The sequence below is a fragment of the Rhodospira trueperi genome, assembly GCF_900101965.1.
GTDB lineage: Bacteria > Pseudomonadota > Alphaproteobacteria > Rhodospirillales > Rhodospirillaceae > Rhodospira > Rhodospira trueperi.
Map to the genome: position 1 here is coordinate 360,885 of NZ_FNAP01000002.1, position 17,084 is coordinate 377,968.

The 17,084-nt window shown below is 69.4% G+C and carries 13 protein-coding genes; 12 read left to right on the forward strand and 1 reads right to left on the reverse strand.

Annotated elements, in window-relative coordinates; translation table 11 throughout:
- Positions 1 to 30: 30 nt before the first annotated feature.
- Both BLS85_RS04940 and BLS85_RS04945 read left to right on the forward strand, forming a co-directional pair.
- Entirely contained in the window at positions 31 to 1,611 is a 1,581-nt protein-coding gene (locus BLS85_RS04940) for a benzoate-CoA ligase family protein (RefSeq protein WP_092783000.1), read from the forward strand.
- A complete protein-coding gene (locus BLS85_RS04945; protein WP_092783003.1) occupies positions 1,608 to 2,816 on the forward strand; it encodes an acetyl-CoA C-acyltransferase in 1,209 nt (402 codons plus the stop codon). The genes BLS85_RS04940 and BLS85_RS04945 overlap by 4 nt, the downstream gene beginning before the upstream one ends.
- A 21-nt stretch (positions 2,817 to 2,837) precedes the next feature.
- On the opposite strand, the gene BLS85_RS04950 is transcribed toward BLS85_RS04945, so the two are convergent.
- The gene (locus BLS85_RS04950; protein WP_092783006.1) at positions 2,838 to 5,504 is read right to left on the reverse strand and encodes a bifunctional acetate--CoA ligase family protein/GNAT family N-acetyltransferase; all 2,667 of its coding nucleotides are present in this window, start codon (positions 5,502 to 5,504) and stop codon (positions 2,838 to 2,840) included.
- Between the two features lie 608 nt (positions 5,505 to 6,112).
- Between BLS85_RS04950 and BLS85_RS04955 the strand changes: the two genes are divergently transcribed.
- The 10 genes from BLS85_RS04955 (at position 6,113) to BLS85_RS05000 (ending at position 16,832) form a co-directional block, all read left to right on the forward strand.
- A complete protein-coding gene (locus BLS85_RS04955) occupies positions 6,113 to 7,303 on the forward strand; it encodes an ABC transporter substrate-binding protein (RefSeq protein ID WP_092783009.1) in 1,191 nt (396 codons plus the stop codon).
- 98 nt (positions 7,304 to 7,401) lie between these two features.
- Entirely contained in the window at positions 7,402 to 8,268 is an 867-nt protein-coding gene (locus tag BLS85_RS04960; RefSeq protein ID WP_092783012.1) for a branched-chain amino acid ABC transporter permease, read from the forward strand.
- A gap of 6 nt (positions 8,269 to 8,274) precedes the next feature.
- Positions 8,275 to 9,300: a branched-chain amino acid ABC transporter permease gene (locus BLS85_RS04965; RefSeq protein ID WP_092783015.1), complete on the forward strand. Its 1,026-nt coding sequence runs from the start codon at positions 8,275 to 8,277 to the stop codon at positions 9,298 to 9,300.
- Positions 9,293 to 10,051 carry an ABC transporter ATP-binding protein gene (locus tag BLS85_RS04970; protein WP_092783018.1) on the forward strand — a complete coding sequence of 253 codons (759 nt, stop codon included), beginning with the start codon at positions 9,293 to 9,295 and terminating at the stop codon, positions 10,049 to 10,051. Before BLS85_RS04965 ends, BLS85_RS04970 begins: the two co-directional genes overlap by 8 nt.
- Positions 10,048 to 10,767: an ABC transporter ATP-binding protein gene (locus tag BLS85_RS04975; protein WP_092783021.1), complete on the forward strand. Its 720-nt coding sequence runs from the start codon at positions 10,048 to 10,050 to the stop codon at positions 10,765 to 10,767. The genes BLS85_RS04970 and BLS85_RS04975 overlap by 4 nt, the downstream gene beginning before the upstream one ends.
- Before the next feature lie 131 nt (positions 10,768 to 10,898).
- Positions 10,899 to 12,527 (forward strand): benzoate-CoA ligase family protein, encoded by a 1,629-nt coding sequence (locus BLS85_RS04980; RefSeq protein WP_245699083.1) that lies wholly within the window; start codon positions 10,899 to 10,901, stop codon positions 12,525 to 12,527.
- A 40-nt stretch (positions 12,528 to 12,567) separates the two neighbouring features.
- Positions 12,568 to 13,041 carry a 4-hydroxybenzoyl-CoA reductase subunit gamma gene (gene hcrC / locus BLS85_RS04985; RefSeq protein ID WP_092783024.1) on the forward strand — a complete coding sequence of 158 codons (474 nt, stop codon included), beginning with the start codon at positions 12,568 to 12,570 and terminating at the stop codon, positions 13,039 to 13,041.
- A complete protein-coding gene (hcrA, locus tag BLS85_RS04990; protein ID WP_092783027.1) occupies positions 13,038 to 15,335 on the forward strand; it encodes a 4-hydroxybenzoyl-CoA reductase subunit alpha in 2,298 nt (765 codons plus the stop codon). The genes hcrC and hcrA overlap by 4 nt, the downstream gene beginning before the upstream one ends.
- 4 nt (positions 15,336 to 15,339) lie before the next feature.
- Entirely contained in the window at positions 15,340 to 16,344 is a 1,005-nt protein-coding gene (hcrB, locus tag BLS85_RS04995; protein ID WP_092783030.1) for a 4-hydroxybenzoyl-CoA reductase subunit beta, read from the forward strand.
- Positions 16,341 to 16,832: an acyl-CoA thioesterase gene (locus BLS85_RS05000; RefSeq protein ID WP_218128292.1), complete on the forward strand. Its 492-nt coding sequence runs from the start codon at positions 16,341 to 16,343 to the stop codon at positions 16,830 to 16,832. The genes hcrB and BLS85_RS05000 overlap by 4 nt, the downstream gene beginning before the upstream one ends.
- The last annotated feature ends 252 nt before the right edge of the window (positions 16,833 to 17,084 follow it).

Consider the following 17,084-nt stretch of genomic DNA (forward strand, 5'->3'; position numbering starts at 1 on the left):
GGACCGGGCCAAGGGGAGGAGACACAAACCATGCCGGAGGCTTCGCCCACGGTCGGGCCAGGACATGACCTGGTATTTCCGGATGGCTTCAACGCCGCCACGGCCTTCATCGACCGCCACCTGACCGAGGGGCGCGGCGACAAGGTCGCCATCCGCTGGCGGCACGGGGCGGTCACCTACGCGGATCTTGTCGCCCATGTGAACCGGTGCGCCAACGCCCTGACCGGCTCCGGACTGACGCGCGGCGACCGCATTCTGATGATCGTCAAGGACTGCCCGGCCTTCTTCCATGTGTTCTGGGGCGCCATCAAGGCGGGGTTTGTGCCCGTGCCTGTCAACACCCTGCTGCGAGGCCCGGATTTTGCCTTCATGATCGAGAACTCGGAGTGTGCCGCACTGGTCTCCTCCGTTGAATTCGCCGCAGAGGTCAAGGCGGCCCTGGAGGCGGCGGCGCACCGGCCTTGCACCGTGATCGAGGTTGACGAAACCGGTGCCTGTCCGCTGTTCGAATCCGGCCCCGAGACCTTCGACGCCGTGCCGGCCGGCGAGGACCAAGACTGTTTCTGGTTGTACTCGTCGGGCTCCACCGGGCGCCCCAAGGGGGCGGTGCATCGCCAGCGCGACATGGTGGCCGCCAGCGAATTGTACGGCCGCCGGACCCTGGGCGCCCGCGAGGATGATGTGTTCTTCTCGGCGGCCAAGCTGTTTTTTGCCTACGGCCTGGGCAATGGCATGACGTTCCCCCTCTGGGTCGGCGGTACGGCCGTGCTTCTGGATTCGCGGCCGACGCCGGACAGCACGTTCGCGACCGTCGAGACTTACCGTCCGACCCTGTTTTTCGGTGTTCCCACGCTATATGCCGCCCAGTTGCAGGCCCTTGAGCAGGCCAAGCCCGACTTGTCTTCGGTGCGCCTGTGCGTCTCCGCCGGCGAGGCCCTGCCCGCCGACATTTTCCGGCGCTGGAAGCAACGCACTGGGCTGACGATCCTGGACGGCATCGGCTCCACCGAGGCGCTGCACATCTTCATCTCCAACAGCGAGGACGACATTCGGCCCGGCTCCAGCGGCCGCATCGTGCCCGGGTACGAGGCCCGCATCCTCGACGAGCAGGACCGCGAGGTTCCCCCGGGCGAGGCCGGGCGCCTGTTCATCCGGGGGCCGTCGACCGCCCGTTGCTACTGGCGTAACCCCGAGAAGACCGCCGCCACCATGGTGGGGGACTGGCTCAACACCGGCGACACGTACTACCAGGACGAGGACGGCTATCTGTTCTACAGCGGTCGCTCCGATGACATGCTGAAGGTCGGCGGCATCTGGTGTTCGCCGTTCGAGATCGAGGGCGCGTTGATCGAGCATCCCGCCGTGCTGGAGGCCGCCGTCGTCGGCCGCGCGGACGGCGCCGGGCTCGTGAAGCCGGAGGCCTGGATCGTGCTGGCCGACAGCGCGCGACCGACGGATGCCCTGCGCGAAGAACTGCAACAGCACTGCAAGAAGGCCCTGGCGCCGTACAAGTTCCCGCGTGATCTCCATTTCATCGACGAACTGCCGAAGACCGCCACCGGAAAGATCCAGCGCTTCCGATTGCGACAGGGGCAGGGTCTCGAGGAATGAGGGACGCCTTCATCCTGGACGGCCTGCGCACCCCGTTCGGGCGCCACGGCGGCGCCCTGGCCGGGGTGCGGCCCGACGATCTGGCGGCCGGGCTGATCCGCGCCCTGGTGGCGCGCCTGCCGGCGGCGGCCGTGTCCCGCATCGAGGATGTGGTGCTCGGCTGTGCCTGTCAGGCCGGCGAGGATGGCCGCAACGTTGGCCGCAATGCCGCCCTGATCGCCGGCCTGCCGGTGGAGGTGCCGGGCGCCTCCGTCAACCGCCTGTGCGGCAGCGGTCTGACGGCGGTGGTGGACGCGGCCCGGGCCGTGCGCGTCGGCGAGGGCGACTTGGTGCTGGCCGGCGGTGTGGAGTCCATGAGCCGGGCGCCGTTCGTGATGGCTAAGGCCGAGGCCCCGTACGCCCGCGACGTGCGGATGTTCGACACCACCATCGGCTCGCGTTTCCCCAATCCGGCGCTGGTGGGGCCGCACGGCGACGACACCATGCCCCAGACCGCCGACAATGTCGCCCGGGACTTGGGGATCGGCCGCGAGGACTGTGACGCGTTCGCGCTGCGGTCTCAGCAGGCTTACGAGCGGGCGCGGGGCGCCGGCGTCTTCGACGACGAAATCCTCCCGGTTTCGATCACCCCACCGGGCCGCAAGGCGCAACCCCGGTCTGTGGATGCGGACGAACACCCCCGGCCGGAGACGACGGCGGAGTCGCTGGCCCGGCTGCGTCCGCTGGCCGCCGACGGCGTGGTCACCGCCGGCAATGCCTCCGGCATCAACGACGGCGCGGCGCTGGTGCTGGTCGGCGGCCGGGAGGTGGCCGATCTTGCGGGCATGACGCCGTTGGCCCGTATCGTAACAGCAGCAGTGGCCGGGGTGCCGCCCCGGGTCATGGGATTGGGGCCGGTGCCGGCCTCAGCCAAGGCGTTGGAGCGCGCCGGGCTGCGGCTGGGTGATCTGGACCTGATCGAGATCAACGAGGCGTTCGCCGCGCAGGTGCTGGGCTGCTGCCGGCAGATGGGGCTGGCTCCCGACGATCCGCGCCTGAACCCCGACGGCGGCGCCATTGCCATCGGCCATCCCCTGGGCGCGTCGGGCGTCCGGCTGATCCTGCACGCCGCGCGGGCGTTGCGGCGGCAGGGCGGCCGGTATGCGCTGGTGACCCTGTGCATCGGCGTGGGCCAGGGTATCGCCGTGGTGCTGGAAGCGGCCTGAGGCGGGCAGACGGCCCCGTCTTTAATGCGCGTTCCCGCCGGTGCGGATGACGCAGTCCATGACCTCCGGGTCCGACGTCCGGCCGACCGAGAACCCGCACCGCTTGGCCAGCCGCAGCATGGCCTCGTTGTCCGCCAGCACCTGGGCGCCGATTTCCCCCGTGCCGCGCGCCCGGTGATAGCGGACGATCTTGTCCACCAGAATGGTGCCCAGCCCCGTTCCCTTCAGGTCGGAGCGCACCAGGATGGCCAGTTCTCCGCGCCGGTTGTCCGGGTCGGTGACCGTGCGCACCACGCCCAGGGTCTCCGGCTGGCCGTCGGCGGCGCGCGGGCGGGTGGCGATGAAGGCCATCTCCCGGTTGTAGTCGACCTGGGTCAGCCGGGCCAGTTGGTGGTGCTTCAACTCCCTGACCGCGCCGAAGAAGCGGTAGCGCAGGTCCTGCGGCGTGACCCGGGCCACCAGGTCGGCGTGCGCGGGTTCGTCCTCCGGGCGGATCGGCCGCAGCGTTACGGCGCTACCGTCGTACAGGGTCGCGGATTCTTCCAAGCCGCTGGGATAGGGCATGATAGCGAAGCGTCGCCGGTCGGAACCATCCACGGGCGCCAGCCGAATGCGGGCATCGACCACCAGAACGCCCTGCTCATCCGCGAACAGCGGGTTGATGTCGCAGGCGACGATCTCTGGATTGTCGACGATCAGGTGCGACAGACGCACCAGGGCCTGGGCCAGTGCCTCGCGGTCGGCGGCGGGCCGGAACCCGTGCGCCTCCAGCCGGCGTGAGACCCGCGTGCGGGCGATCATCTGCCGGGCGAGCGGCAGGTTGAGCGGCGGCAGCCCGACCACATGGTCGCGCAGCACCTCCACCGCGCGCCCGCCCTCGCCGAACACCAGCACCGGGCCGAACAACGGATCGCAGGCGCTGCCCAGCATGAGTTGGCGGGCGTTGGGGCGCAGCGCCATGCGCTGCACGGCGAAGCCCTGGACGCGGGCGTCCGGCCGATGCTGCCGCACGCGCTGGAGGATGCCCTCGGCGGCGGCGCGCACGGCGTCTCCGTTTTCCAGGTTCAACGCCACCGCGCCGACGTCCCACTTGCGCGGCAGGTCGGGCGAGGCCGCCGTCAGGGCGACGGGGAAGCCCATCCGCTCCGCCACCCGGGCCGCGTCCTCGGCGTCGGTGGCGGGCACGCTCGGCACCGTGGGCACGCCGTACACCGCCAGCAACGTGCGCGCGGCGGCATCGGTCAGCAAGCCGTCGGGATCGGCCAGGCCGTGTTGGACCAAGCGGCGGGCCGCCTCCTTGTCGGGTTGATGGTCGGCGCTGTCGGACGGTGGCGTCTCCAGCAGCATGTCCTGGTTGCGGGCATGGAGGACCACATGGCGGAAGCCGGCCACGGCCCCACGGATGCTGGCGAACACCGGCAGGGCGGCCTCGGTCAGCAGGCGGCGCGCCGGCATGGAGGCGTCGGCGCCGATCCAGCAGGCCAGCACCGGGCAGCCATGGCGGCGGGTGCCCTCGACGACCGCCCGCGCCGTCGCCACGGCGTCGGCCATGGGAGTCGGCACGTGAACCACCAGCACGACGTCCAGGCCCTCGTCCTCGGCCAGCACCGCCAGGGCCTCGCCGTAGCGCTCCGGCGCCGCCGCCAATCCCAGATCCACGGCCGAGTCGCCGATCCCGCCGGGGACGGCGATGTCCTCCAGGCGGGTCCGGGTATCTGGCGACAGGGTGGCCGGGCGGCCCCCGTTGGCGTGGGTGATCTCGTCCCACGCCATGGTGAGGGCGCCCTCGCCGTTGGCCAGCACGGCCAGCCGGTCGCCGCGCAGCGCGCGGGACCGGGCCAGCGTCTCCGCCCCCTCGAACAACTCATCCAGCGAGCCGACCCGCAGCGCGCCGGCCCGGCCCACGGCGGCGTCGAAGACGTCGTCGGGGGCGGCCAGGGCCTCGGACAGGAACGGGCCGATTTGCCGGTTCAGGTCGTCGCGTCCGGCCTTGACCAGCAGCAGCGGCTTGTTGCGGGCGGCCGCGCGGGCGGCGGGCATGAACTCACGCCGCGCGGCGATGGATTCGATGAAGAGCAGGATGGCGCGGGTCTCCGGGTCGTTGGCCAGCATGTCCATCATGTCGGCGAAGTCGACGTCCGCCGCCTGTCCCAGCGAGACGAAGCGCGAAAAGCCGACCCCGCGCGGGCGCGCCCAGTCCAGGACCGAGACGCACGGCACGCCCGACTGGGAAACAAAGGCCACCTGCCCGGGCAGCGCCGGCACATGCGCGAAGCTGGCGTTCAGGCGCGCCTGTGGAACGATGAGCCCCAGACTCCCGGCGCCGAACACCCGCAGGCCGTGACGCCGGGAGATGGTCCGGATGGCGGCGGGGTCCACATCCAGGGCGACGACAATGGCCCCGGCGGTGCCGCGCGCGCCCAGGTCCTCCAGCGTTTCCGGCACGCGCCGGCCGGCCACGCATACCACCGCGAGATCCGGCGTTTCCGGCAAGGCGGCGATGGACGGATAGGCCAGGACGCCGGCCACGGCCTTTTCCCTGGGACTGACCGGCATGACCGGGCCGGGAAAGTTGCCCTCGAGCAGATTGCGCATGACCACATTGCCGAACCGGCGGGGTCGCGCCGAGGCGCCGATGACGGCCACCGATCGTGGGGTGAGGACTCGCGAGAGACCGAGAATGGACATACCGACACCCCTTGGGACTGCACCTCTTCCCATCATAGCGGAACGGGCGAGGCCGCACACCGATTCCGGGGTACTGGACAGGGCAATCGGGTGAAAGGGTGTGTGGTCGCAAAGACGCGGGGGATCGTGTGGCTTGGGGCGGAACGCCCCACCATCTTTTTATGCAGGTAGGGCGGATTCGACCCGCGAAGCGGGGCAATCCGCCGCGTGGCTGTGATGCGGCGGGTTGCGCCTTCGGCGCGAACCCGCCCTACGACGCTTCGCTTTTCGTCAACCGTGCATTCACCCGATTGCCCTGGGGCACCGGAAACAAGAAATGGCATTATGGTGCTTGATTGCGCATTTGACCGCAGGTATCGTGGGGACATCTCCAGGGTCATCCTGTGCGTGGCCTCTTGGCAGCGACGAAAATCGGTCAAGGGTCCGGCGCGGAGATGGATCGGGGAGACGAAAAAACAAGAAAAGCGCGATTGGGGCTGCATTTGCTCGGACAGTTGAAGGCGGTGGCCAACGGGCTTCCGGCGCGCGTTCAAGAGCGCCACGGAAGGTCCGGAGACCCTGGCCAGCCGCGTCAAACGGTCAACAATCCAAATCGGGAGGGAAACGTCATGTCTGGTATCCGGTTCACCCCCAGCCGCCGCGCCGTTTTGGGCGGGGCCGCCGCCGCGGCCACGATGGCCGGCCTGCCCCGGTTCGCCATCGGGTCGCCGCCGCGGATCAAGGTGGGATTCATGCTGCCCTATAGCGGCACCTACGCGAAGCTCGGCAACAACATCACCGACGCCTTCATGCTGCGCATGGCGGAACTGGGCGATACCCTTGGCGGCGCCGAGGTGGAGTTCGTGCGCGTGGACGACGAGTCCGCGCCGCCCAAGGCCGTGGACAACATCACCGAGTTGGTCCTGAAGGAAGAGGTTGACGTTGTGGTGGGCACCGTCCACTCGGGCGTCGTGCAGGCCATGGCGCCCATCGTCCGCGAGGAAGGCACGTTGACCATCGTGCCGAATGCCGGTGCCAACCGCATCACCCGCGAGTTGTGCGCCCCCAACCTGTTCCGGACCTCGTTCTCAAGCTGGCAGGCGAACTATCCGTGCGGCGATGTCGTCCTGAAGGACGGTCACAAGAAGGTCGTGCTGATCTCGTGGAACTACGCGGCCGGCAAGGAGATGCTGGGGGGATTCACCGAGTCCTTCACGGCCGGCGGCGGCGAGATCGTCAAGGAAATCCTGTTGGATTTCCCCAATGACGAGTTCCAGGCCTACCTGACCGACATCGCCGCGCTGCAACCGGATGCCGTGTATGCCTTCTTCTCCGGCGGTGGCGCGCTGAAGTTCATCAAGGATTACGCGGCGGCGGGCCTGCACGGACAGATCCCCCTTTACGGTCCGGGCTTCCTGACCGAGGGCGTGCTCGGCGGCGTCGGCGATGCGGCCGAGGGCATCAAGACGACGCTGCATTACTCGGTTGCGCTCGATAATCCGCTTAACCTGAAGTTCCGCGAGGCGTTCCAGTCCGCCACGGGCCGGGAGTCCGACGTGTTCGCCGTCCAGGGGTATGATACCGCCACCCTGCTGGCGAAGGGCCTGGAAGCCGTTCAGGGCGATATCTCAGCCAAACGTGATCTGTACGCCGCCATGGAGGCCGCCGAGATCGAAAGCCCCCGGGGCACGTTCCGCATGTCCAAGGCGCACAATCCGATCCAGGACATCTACCTGCGCGAGGTGCGGAACGGACAGGACCATATCCTGGGCGTGGCCGCCGAGGACGTGGAGGATCCGGCCACGGGCTGCTCGCTCTGACCCGGAGGGCCGGCGCGTCACGCGCGGCCGTCGGCCCCCATTCCCTCACCGATCACCATTCTCTGGTCTTTCTGGCACCGGCAGGGCACGGGCATCGCATGGACTACACCTACTATTTGATTCAGGCGATGAATGGAATCCAATACGGGTTCCTGCTGTTCCTGGTCGCCAGCGGGCTGACGCTCGTCTTCGGGATCATGGGCATCGTCAACCTGGCTCACGGCGCGTTCTACATGGTCGGCGCCTATCTGGCCTACTGGCTCGCCGGAGCGACCGGGAACTTCTTTCTTGGGGTCGCGGTCGGCGTGCCGATCGGGGTTGTTCTCGGGTTGGTGATCGAGCGCCTGGGCTTCGTCCATCTGTACCACCGCGACCACCTGCTGCAGGTGCTGTTCACGTTCGGGATGATCCTGGTGATCGGCGAACTGATCACCATCCTGTGGGGCGATGACGTCCATGGGGTGAGCGTGCCGGCGATGCTGGCGGGCTCGGTCGCGCTGACCGACACCCAGGCCTATCCGGTCTACCGGCTGTTCATCTCCGCCGCCTGCATCGCCACCGCCGGCGGGCTGTTGGCGCTGATCCGATATACCCGGCTGGGCATGATGATCCGCGCCAGCGCCTCTAACCGCGAGATGGTGGAGTTGATGGGGGTCGACGTGAACCGGCTGAACATGGCTGTCTTCGGCCTGGGCGTGGGGCTCGCGGCGTTCGCCGGCATGATCGCGGCGCCCGTCAATTCCGTTCATCCGACCATGGGCGACGACATTCTCATCATGTCGTTCGTGGTCGTCGTGGTCGGTGGGGTGGGGTCGATCCAAGGGGCCTTCTGGGGCGCCATGCTGATCGGCCTGGCGGATACCTTCGGCGCCGTGTTCCTGCCCGAGGCCGCCGGCGTGGTGGTCTATGCCCTGATGGCGCTGGTGCTGGTCTGGCGGCCAAGCGGCCTGTTCGCGGCACGGTGACGCCCCATGATGTCCCGCGCCCTGTCCCCCACCGTCGTTCTGCCGCTGCTGTTCGTGGTCGTGGCCGTGGGGCTCGCCCTTTACCCGCTGGTCGGCGAGACCTTCTACGTCCGCCTGATGGCCAAGATCATCGTCCTGGGCATCCTGGCCATGAGCCTGGATCTGCTGGTCGGCTACACCGGCCTGGTCAGCCTTGGGCACGCGGCCTTCTCCGGCGCCGCCGGGTACATCACCGCAACCCTGATCCTGAAGGCCGGAGTGACGGACATGGCGCTCCTCCTCCCGGCCTCGCTGGCGGTCTCGGCGCTGCTGGCGCTGGTGATCGGCTGGATCAGCGTGCGGACGTCCGGCATCTACTTCATCATGATCACGCTGGCGCTCGGCCAGATGACCTATCTGTTCTTCCACGACGTGTCGTACTGGGGCGGCACCGACGGCATTTCGGTCTGGGACAAGCCGGTGCTGGCGGTGGGGGGCTGGACGCTGCTCGAGCTGTCCGACCGCATGGTCTTCTACTACACCGCCTGGGCGTGTCTGGTGGCGGTGTACGTCGGGCTTTGGCTGCTGATGCGCGCGCCGTTCGGCCAGATCGTGCGCGGTGTGCGGATCAACCCCGGCCGGACCCAGGCGCTGGGGCATGATGTCCACCGGCATCAGTTGGCCGTGTTCGTCATCGCCGGCACCATCGCCGGGCTGGCCGGGTTCCTGGAAGTGGCGCGGAGCGGATTCATGAGCCCGGCCCACCTGGGCTGGCACGAGTCCGCCATGGTGCTGATCATCGTCATCCTGGGCGGCATGGGGACTCTGGTGGGGCCGGTGATCGGCGCCCTGACCCTGGTGCTGCTGGAGGACTGGGTCGCCGATCTGACCAGTCACTGGAAGTTGATCATCGGCCTGTTCGTCATCGCCGTGGTGCTGTTCCTGCCGAACGGCTTGGTCAGTCTGCTCACGCGGGGGGCGGGACCGTCCTGGTTGCGGGGCCGGCGGGCCACGCCGGCGGAGGCCCAGGCGGAGGGCGGCGACGATGGCTGAGCCGATGCTGGAAACCCGCGCCCTGACCCGCCGCTTCGGGGGCCTGCGCGCGGTCAACAACGTCTCTCTCACCTTCGAGGTGGGCGTTGTCCACGCCATTCTTGGCCCCAACGGGGCCGGCAAGACCACGGTCATCAACCTGCTGTCCGGCGACCTGCCGCCCACCAGCGGCACCATTCGCTTCCGGGGCCGGGACATCACCGCGCGGCCGGTGCAGCGCCGCGTGCGCATGGGCATCGGCCGCAGCTACCAGAAGACCAACATCCTGCCCGAGCTGACCTGCCTGGACAATTGCCGCCTGGGGGCGCTGTCCCGGCTGCCCGGGGGGCTGGCCCGCATCCGGCCCTCGCGCGCCGCCCGCCGGCAAGTTCAGGCGCGGGCCGAGCACGCGCTGGCGCTGTGCGGGCTGGAGGCTCGCGCCGACACCATCGCCGCCACCCTCAGCCACGGTGAGAAGCGCCAGCTTGAAATCGGCATGATGATGGCCACTGAGCCGACCCTGCTGCTGCTGGACGAGCCGCTGGCCGGCATGGGCCAGGAGGAATCGCGCCGCGTCACCGAGCTGCTGCGGCGGCTGGCCGCCGACCACACCATGATCCTGATCGAGCACGACATGGACGCGGTGTTCGCCATCGCCGAGCGTATCACGGTGATGGTCAACGGGGCCGTCCTGGAAACGGGGTCGGTGGAGCAGATCCGGGCCAGCGCCACCGTTCGCGAGGCCTATTTGGGCGAGGAGGCGGAGCCATGACGGAGACGCCGCCGATCCTCGAGGGCGACGGTCTGCACACGCACATCGGCTCCAGCCACATCCTGCACGGGGTGTCGCTGCGGGTGGAGCGGGGCGAGGTGGTCTGCCTGCTGGGCCGCAACGGCATGGGCAAGACGACCACGCTGCGCACGCTGCTCGGCCTGCTGCGGCCTACCCACGGCGCGGTGCGGGTTAACGGTCAGATCATGACCGGCGCGGCGCCGAAGGCCATCGTCCGTCAGGGCATCGCCGTGGTGCCGGAGGGGCGGGGCGTGTTCCCCAACCTGACGGTGCGCGAGAACCTGGTGATGGGGGCGCGTCCCGGCCAGGACGGCCGCCGCGATTGGACCCAGGAGCGGGTGCTCGACACCTTCCCGCGACTGGCCGAGCGCATCAACAGCCTGGGCGACCGGCTGTCGGGTGGCGAGCAGCAGATGGTCTCCATCGGCCGGGCGCTGATGACCAACCCCGACCTGCTCATCATGGATGAGGCGACCGAGGGGCTGGCCCCGCTCATCCGCAAGGAGATCTGGGCGGTCATCCGGACGGTCCGTGAGTCCGGCATCGCCGCCCTGCTGGTGGACAAGAACGTCAAGGACCTTCTGGCCTTCAGCGACCGGGCGATGGTCATGGTCAAGGGCCGCATCGTCATGGAGGGGGCCGCCGCCGAGATGGCTCGGAACGAGGCCGCCCTGACCCGGCACCTGAGCCTTTAGAGCAAATCCCGAGCGATCCGGAACGAATCGCGACGACGATTTGCTTCAAGATGAAAGGATTAGAGCGCGTTGCGTGAGTCAGAACGCACGCAACGCGCTCTAGAGACCGGGCAGAGGAGGGGGGAGAGAGCATGGTGGAGATGCGGACACCGACCCTGACCGTCGATCCGGCGACATCGCCCGCGACCATTCGTTTCGGGTCGGGCTTCAATGTCGCCGTGCCCTTCATCGACCGCCATCTGGAGGAGGGGCGGGGCGACAGGACCGCGTATGTCACCACCGGCGGGCGCACCGTCACCTTTGCCGACCTGGCCGCCGGCGTGAACCGCTGCGGCAATTCCCTGCGGGGGCAGGGCCTGGAGCCGGGCGCGCGGGTGATCCTGGTGGTCAAGGATTGTCCGGAATTCCTGTTCCTGTTCTGGGGCGCGATCAAGGCGGGCTTGGTGCCGGTGCCGCTCAACACCCTGCTGCGGACGGAGGATTACCGCTGGATCATTGAGGACTCCGGGTGCGCGGCCGTGGTCTGGAGCCCGGAGTATGCCGCCGAGGTGGTTCCCGCCGTGCAGGCCGCCGACCCGGGGCCGGCGGTGGCGCTGCCGGTGGAGGGGGAAGGGGAGGGGCGGACGCTGCTGTCGCTGATGGACGGTGCTGTGGATACCCTCGCGGCCGAACCGGCCGACGCGCTGGACCCGTGCTTCTGGCTCTACTCCTCCGGTTCGACCGGGCGGCCCAAGGGCGCCGTGCACCGCCACCGCGACATGGTGGTGACCAGTCAGTGGTTCGGGTGCGAGGTGCTGGGCGTTGGCCCCGATGACCTGACGTTCTCGGCCTCCAAGCTGTTCTTCGCCTATGGGCTGGGCAACGCGGCCACCGTGCCGCTGTGGACCGGATCGGCGGCGGTGCTGCTGGACGAGAAGCCGACCCCCGCCAATACGCTCGCGGTCATCGAACGGTTCCGGCCCACCGTCTACTACGGCGTGCCCACCCTGTACGCCGCTCAGCTTCAGGCGCTGGAGACGACGGACGCCGATCTGTCGTCGCTGCGGCTGTGCTTTTCGGCCGGGGAGCCCTTGCCGGCCGAGATCTTTCGCCGCTGGACGCAGCGCACCGGGCTGACGATCCTGGACGGCATCGGCTCCACCGAGGCGCTGCACATCTTCCTGTGCAACCGCCCGGACGGCGCCCAACCCGGGTCCAGCGGTCGGCCGGTGCCGGGTTACACCGTGCGCATCGTCGATGATACCGACGCCGAGGTGCCGCCGGGCGAGGTCGGCCGCCTTCAGGTCAAGGGTTGGTCCACGGCGGCGTTCTACTGGAACAACCCGGACCAGACCGCCGCCACCATGCGCGGCGAGTGGCTCGACACCGGCGATACCTTCCGATGCGACGAGGACGGGCGTTTTCAGTACTGCGGTCGCAGCAACGACATGCTGAAGGTGGGCGGCATCTGGTGCTCACCCATCGAGATCGAGAGCCGCATCATCACCCATCCCGACGTGCTGGAGGCCGCCGTTGTCGGCGTTCCCGACACCGACGGCCTGATCAAGCCGGAGGCCTGGGTGGTGCTGCGCGACGGCGTGCGCGAGAGCGACCCCCTGCGCGAGGCCCTGGTGCGGCACTGCAAGGAGGGACTGGCGCCCTACAAGTACCCCCGCCGCATTCATGTCCTGGACGACCTGCCGAAGACCGCGACCGGCAAGATCCAGCGTTTCCGGCTGCGCCAGATGGCGGCGGCGGGGTCCGTGCCCGCTCCCCAATGACCTCACCCCGGTTTCCCGACCCGAAGCGACAGGACAGCCCATGAAGTCGGTTCTTGACCTCACCGTGAATGGCCGCGCGCGGCAGGATCTGGTGGAAGACTCCACCCTGTTGCTGGACTACCTGCGCGATGTGGCCGGCCTGACCGGCACCAAGCAGGGCTGCGACGGCGGCGAGTGCGGCGCCTGCACCGTGCTGGTGGACGACCGCCCGCGTCTGGCGTGCTCGACGCTGGCCCACCAGGTGGCCGGCCGGCGCGTGGAAACCATCGAGGGGCAGGCGCGCAACAGCCGCATGAACCGTCTGCAGAGGGCGTTCCACGAGCGTTTGGGCACCCAGTGCGGCTATTGCACGCCGGGCATGATCATGGCCGCCGAGGGCCTGTTGCGGCGTGACCCGGCACCGTCCCCGGAGGCGATCCGCGAGGCGCTGGCCGGCAACCTGTGCCGCTGCACCGGGTACGTGAAGATCATCGAGTCTGTTCAGGCCGCCGCAACCGAGGAGGCCGCGTCATGACAGCTCTTTCCCCCAAGGGCGGCATCGGGGTACCGACGCCGCTGGTGGACGGCATCGAGAAGGTGACCGGCCGCGCCCGCTACACCGCCGATCTGCGGCCCGCCGATGCCCTGGCGGGGGCCATCCTGCGCAGCCCGGTGTCCCACGGCATCCTGCGCGACGTGGACACGGCGGCGGCCGAGGCGCTGCCGGGCGTGCTGGCGGTGGTCACCGGCGCCGACTGCGCGGTGCCCTTCGGCGTGCTGCCGATCGCGCGGAACGAATACCCGTTGGCGCGGGAGCGGGTGCGTTATCGGGGCGAGCCCATCGCCGCCGTGGCCGCCGTGGACGCGCGCACGGCGGCCCAAGCGCTGGCGCTGATCCGCGCCGACATCGCGCCGCTGCCGGCGGTGTTCGAAAGCGCCAAGGCGCGCGCGCCGAAAGCGCCGCTTCTGCACGACGACAAGCCCGGCAATATCGAGCGCGAGGTGCACCAGTCGTTCGGCGACGTGGAGGCCGGGTTCGTCGCCGCCGCCCTGGTGCGCGAGCGCGCGTTCTCGTTCGCCGAGGTCAATCACGTCCACCTGGAGCCCAACGCCACGCTGGCCGCGTACGACCCCGACCGCGATTGGCTGACCCTGCACACCACCACCCAGGTGCCGTACTACGTTCACCTGACCGTCGCCCAGTGCCTGGAGATGGATACCGCCCGTATCCGCGTGGTGAAGCCGTTCCTGGGCGGCGGCTTCGGCGCGCGGACGGAGGCGCTGGGCTTCGAGGTCATCGCCGCCCTGCTGGCCCGCAAGGCCGGCGGCACGGTGTTCCTTTCGCTGTCGCGCGAGGACACCTTCCTGACCCATCGCGGCCGCCCCCAGGCCGAGATTACCCTGAAGCTGGGCCTGACGGCCGAGGGCCGGCTGACCGCCTGCGCCGCGACCTGCGTGCAGCGCGGTGGGGCCTATGCCGGCTATGGCATCATCACCATCCTGTATGCTGGCGCGTTGCTGCATGGTTTGTACGACATTCCGGCCGTCACCTACGACGGCTGGCGGGTCTACACCAACCTGCCGCCCTGCGGGGCCATGCGCGGCCACGGCACCGTGGACATGCGCGCCGCGTTCGAGGCGCTGCTGGACGAGATGGCGGCCGAACTGGGACTCGATCCCTTCGCGGTGCGGCGCGTCAACCTGCTGACCGTGCCCACCACGACCCTGATGGGCCAGAAGGTCTTGAGCAACGGTCTGGCCGAGTGCCTGGATTGGGTCGAACAGGCCTCCGGCTGGCGCGAGCGGCGCGGCGGTCTGCCGCCCGGGCGCGGCCTGGGCATGGCCTGTTCGCACTACGTCTCCGGCACCTCCAAGCCCAAGCATTGGACCGGCGAGCCGCACGCCGTCATCAACCTGAAGCTCGATTTCGACGGCGGCATCACCATCCTGACCGGCGCGGCGGACATCGGCCAGGGCTCCTCGACCGTGGTTGCTCAGGTGGTCGGCGAGGTGCTGGGGTGTGATCCCGGGCGGTTGCGGGTGATCAGCAGCGACAGCGCGGTGACCCCCAAGGACAACGGCAGCTACTCCTCCCGTGTGACCTTCATGGTCGGCAACGCCACCATCCAGGCGGCGGAGCGGCTGAAGGAGATCCTGGTGATGGCGGCCGCCCGGCGCCTGGACGCCGCGCCCGACCAGATTGAATGCCTGGGCGAGACCTTCCGCGTGGCCGGGTCCCAGGACACCGGCCTATCCTTCGGTGACGTGGTGCGCGAGGCCCTGGTGGACACCGGGACGCTCACAGTGAAGGGCACCTTCACCTGCCCGGTGGAGTTCCAGGGCGACAAGGCCATCCGGGGCAGCGCCATCGGCGCCTCAATGGGTTTTTCCTATGCCGCCCAGGTGGCGGAGTGCTCGGTCGATCCGGTCACCGGCCGGGTCACGGTCCACAAGCTCTGGGTGGCCGCCGACGTCGGCCGGGCCATCAATCCCCTGGCCGTCGAGGGGCAGATCCAAGGCGCGGCCTGGATGGGGGTGGGTCAAGCCCTGTCCGAGGAAACCAACTGGCGCGACGGGCGCGGCATCGCCACCAACCTGCTCGACTACCGTGTGCCGACCATCGCGGAAAGCCCCGAGATCGAGGTCCACATCATCGAGAGCTTGGACCCGAACGGGCCGTTCGGCGCCAAGGAGGCGAGCGAGGGGCCGCTGGCCGGCAGCATCGCCGCCATCATGAATGCCGTCCACGACGCCTCCGGCGTTCGCGCCCGCGCGCTGCCGCTGAGCCCCGAGCGGGTGTTCGACCTTCTTGCGCCCAACGGAGCGTGACGCCATGACGCCCATGCCGCAGGTCCGCCTGCATCGCCCGACCTCGACCGCCGATGCCGTGGCCGCGCTGGCCACTGCGCCGGGCAGCCGCCCGCTGGCCGGCGGCACCGACCTGTTGGTCAACCTGCGCCGTGGTCTGGACGCGCCGCCGGCGCTTGTGGATCTGTCAGCCATCCCCGACCTGGACGGTATCGCGGTGGACGAGGACAGCGGCGCCTTGGTGCTGGGGGCGTCCGTCACTCTGGCGCGGCTGGCCGCCGACTCCCGCGTGCTCGACGGCTGGCCGGTGCTGGCCCGCGCCGCCGCCTGTGTGGCCGGACCGACTCATCGCGAAGCCGCCACCGTGGCCGGCAACCTGTGTCAGGACACCCGGTGCGTGTTTGTGAACCAAAGCGAATGGTGGCGCGCCGCCAACGGGTTCTGCATGAAGGCCGGCGGCGAGACGTGCCACGTGGTTCCGAAGAGCGACCGCTGTCACGCCGCCTACGCCGGCGATATCGCTCCGGCGCTGATGGTTCTCGGCGCATCGGTCGAGGTGCTGGAGCCGCAAGGATCGCGCCGTCTGCCGCTCGCCGATCTGTTCCGGGCCGACGGCCGCGCGCACTTGGCTCTGGCCCCCGGCGCCTTGGTCACCGCCGTCATCGTGCCGCCGCTGGACGGGGCCGTGGCCGGGTACGCCAAGGTGCGCGTGCGTGACGCCATCGACTTTCCCCTGGCCGGGGTCGCCGCGCTGGTGCGCCGCGCGGGAGACCGAATGACCAACGTCCGGCTGGCCCTGACCGGGGTGGCCCCGGCGCCGGTGGCCGTGCCGGGGCTGGACGGCCTGATCAGCGAGCCGTGGACCGAGGCGGCGGCCGCCACCGTCACGGAGGCTGTGGGCAAGGTGTGCATTCCGCTGCGCACCACCGCCGCCTCGCCCCGCTACCGCCGCGCGGTGGCCATCGGCTCGGCGGTCCGGCTGCTCGGCGATTTGTGGGCCGAGGCCGAAACGGAAGGATCACCAGCATGACCGCGCCCATGGACGATGACCGCCCAATGGAACCCGAAGGCGCCACGATCGGGCCGCAGACGACGCCCTTCCTGCACCGGATCCGGGTGCGTTGGGGCGACTGCGACCCCGCCGCCATCGCCTATACGCCGAATATTCCGGCCTGGGCGCTGGAGGCCATCGAGTCCTGGTGGAGCCACCACACCGATCATGACTGGTACCGGTTCAATATCGACCGCCGGCTCGGCACCCCGTTCGTGCACATGCGGCTGGACTTCCGCGCCCCCATTACGCCCCGTCATGCCCTGGACTGTGAGGTCAGAATGACGCGGCTGGGGCGGACATCCGTCACCCACGAGGTGTGCGGATACCAGGACGGAGTCCTCTGTTTCGCTGGCGAGTTTGTGGCCGTGTTCGTCGAGGCTGGCGCCATGACGCCGATGTCTCCTCCCGAGGATGTGGTCGAACGCATTCGTGCGACGGCTGCTGTCCCGCAGGGGGCGGGCTGATTGAGGGGCGGGGAAGCACGGCGCTCTCCTTTCAACCGGTGGGCGACTCTGATTGCAGCCGCGGCGCCCGCCGGTGTGCCCGCTGCGCCGGCATCGCGCCGGGGTGATGCCCCCCCCCTGTCCGGAAGGCATACGACCTCCGTCAGGCAAGAATCCGATTGCGTTCCGGAACAGATCGCGCCTATACTCGCGCTTGATCACCAGAAGGTGACCAACCCACGGGCGTATGAGCACCCGTTATCGGGACACAGC

What these genes read in the sequence shown, in the direction of transcription:
- BLS85_RS04960 (WP_092783012.1), top strand. Translation starts at nt 7,402, where the DNA reads ATGGACTACACCTACTATTTGATTCAGGCGATGAATGGAATCCAATAC.
- hcrC (WP_092783024.1), top strand. Translation starts at nt 12,568, where the DNA reads ATGAAGTCGGTTCTTGACCTCACCGTGAATGGCCGCGCGCGGCAGGAT.
- BLS85_RS05000 (WP_218128292.1), top strand. Translation starts at nt 16,341, where the DNA reads ATGACCGCGCCCATGGACGATGACCGCCCAATGGAACCCGAAGGCGCC.
- BLS85_RS04965 (WP_092783015.1), top strand. Translation starts at nt 8,275, where the DNA reads ATGATGTCCCGCGCCCTGTCCCCCACCGTCGTTCTGCCGCTGCTGTTC.
- BLS85_RS04950 (WP_092783006.1), bottom strand. Translation starts at nt 5,504, where the DNA reads ATGTCCATTCTCGGTCTCTCGCGAGTCCTCACCCCACGATCGGTGGCC.
- BLS85_RS04980 (WP_245699083.1), top strand. Translation starts at nt 10,899, where the DNA reads ATGGTGGAGATGCGGACACCGACCCTGACCGTCGATCCGGCGACATCG.
- hcrB (WP_092783030.1), top strand. Translation starts at nt 15,340, where the DNA reads ATGACGCCCATGCCGCAGGTCCGCCTGCATCGCCCGACCTCGACCGCC.
- hcrA (WP_092783027.1), top strand. Translation starts at nt 13,038, where the DNA reads ATGACAGCTCTTTCCCCCAAGGGCGGCATCGGGGTACCGACGCCGCTG.
- BLS85_RS04945 (WP_092783003.1), top strand. Translation starts at nt 1,608, where the DNA reads ATGAGGGACGCCTTCATCCTGGACGGCCTGCGCACCCCGTTCGGGCGC.
- BLS85_RS04975 (WP_092783021.1), top strand. Translation starts at nt 10,048, where the DNA reads ATGACGGAGACGCCGCCGATCCTCGAGGGCGACGGTCTGCACACGCAC.
- BLS85_RS04955 (WP_092783009.1), top strand. Translation starts at nt 6,113, where the DNA reads ATGTCTGGTATCCGGTTCACCCCCAGCCGCCGCGCCGTTTTGGGCGGG.
- BLS85_RS04940 (WP_092783000.1), top strand. Translation starts at nt 31, where the DNA reads ATGCCGGAGGCTTCGCCCACGGTCGGGCCAGGACATGACCTGGTATTT.
- BLS85_RS04970 (WP_092783018.1), top strand. Translation starts at nt 9,293, where the DNA reads ATGGCTGAGCCGATGCTGGAAACCCGCGCCCTGACCCGCCGCTTCGGG.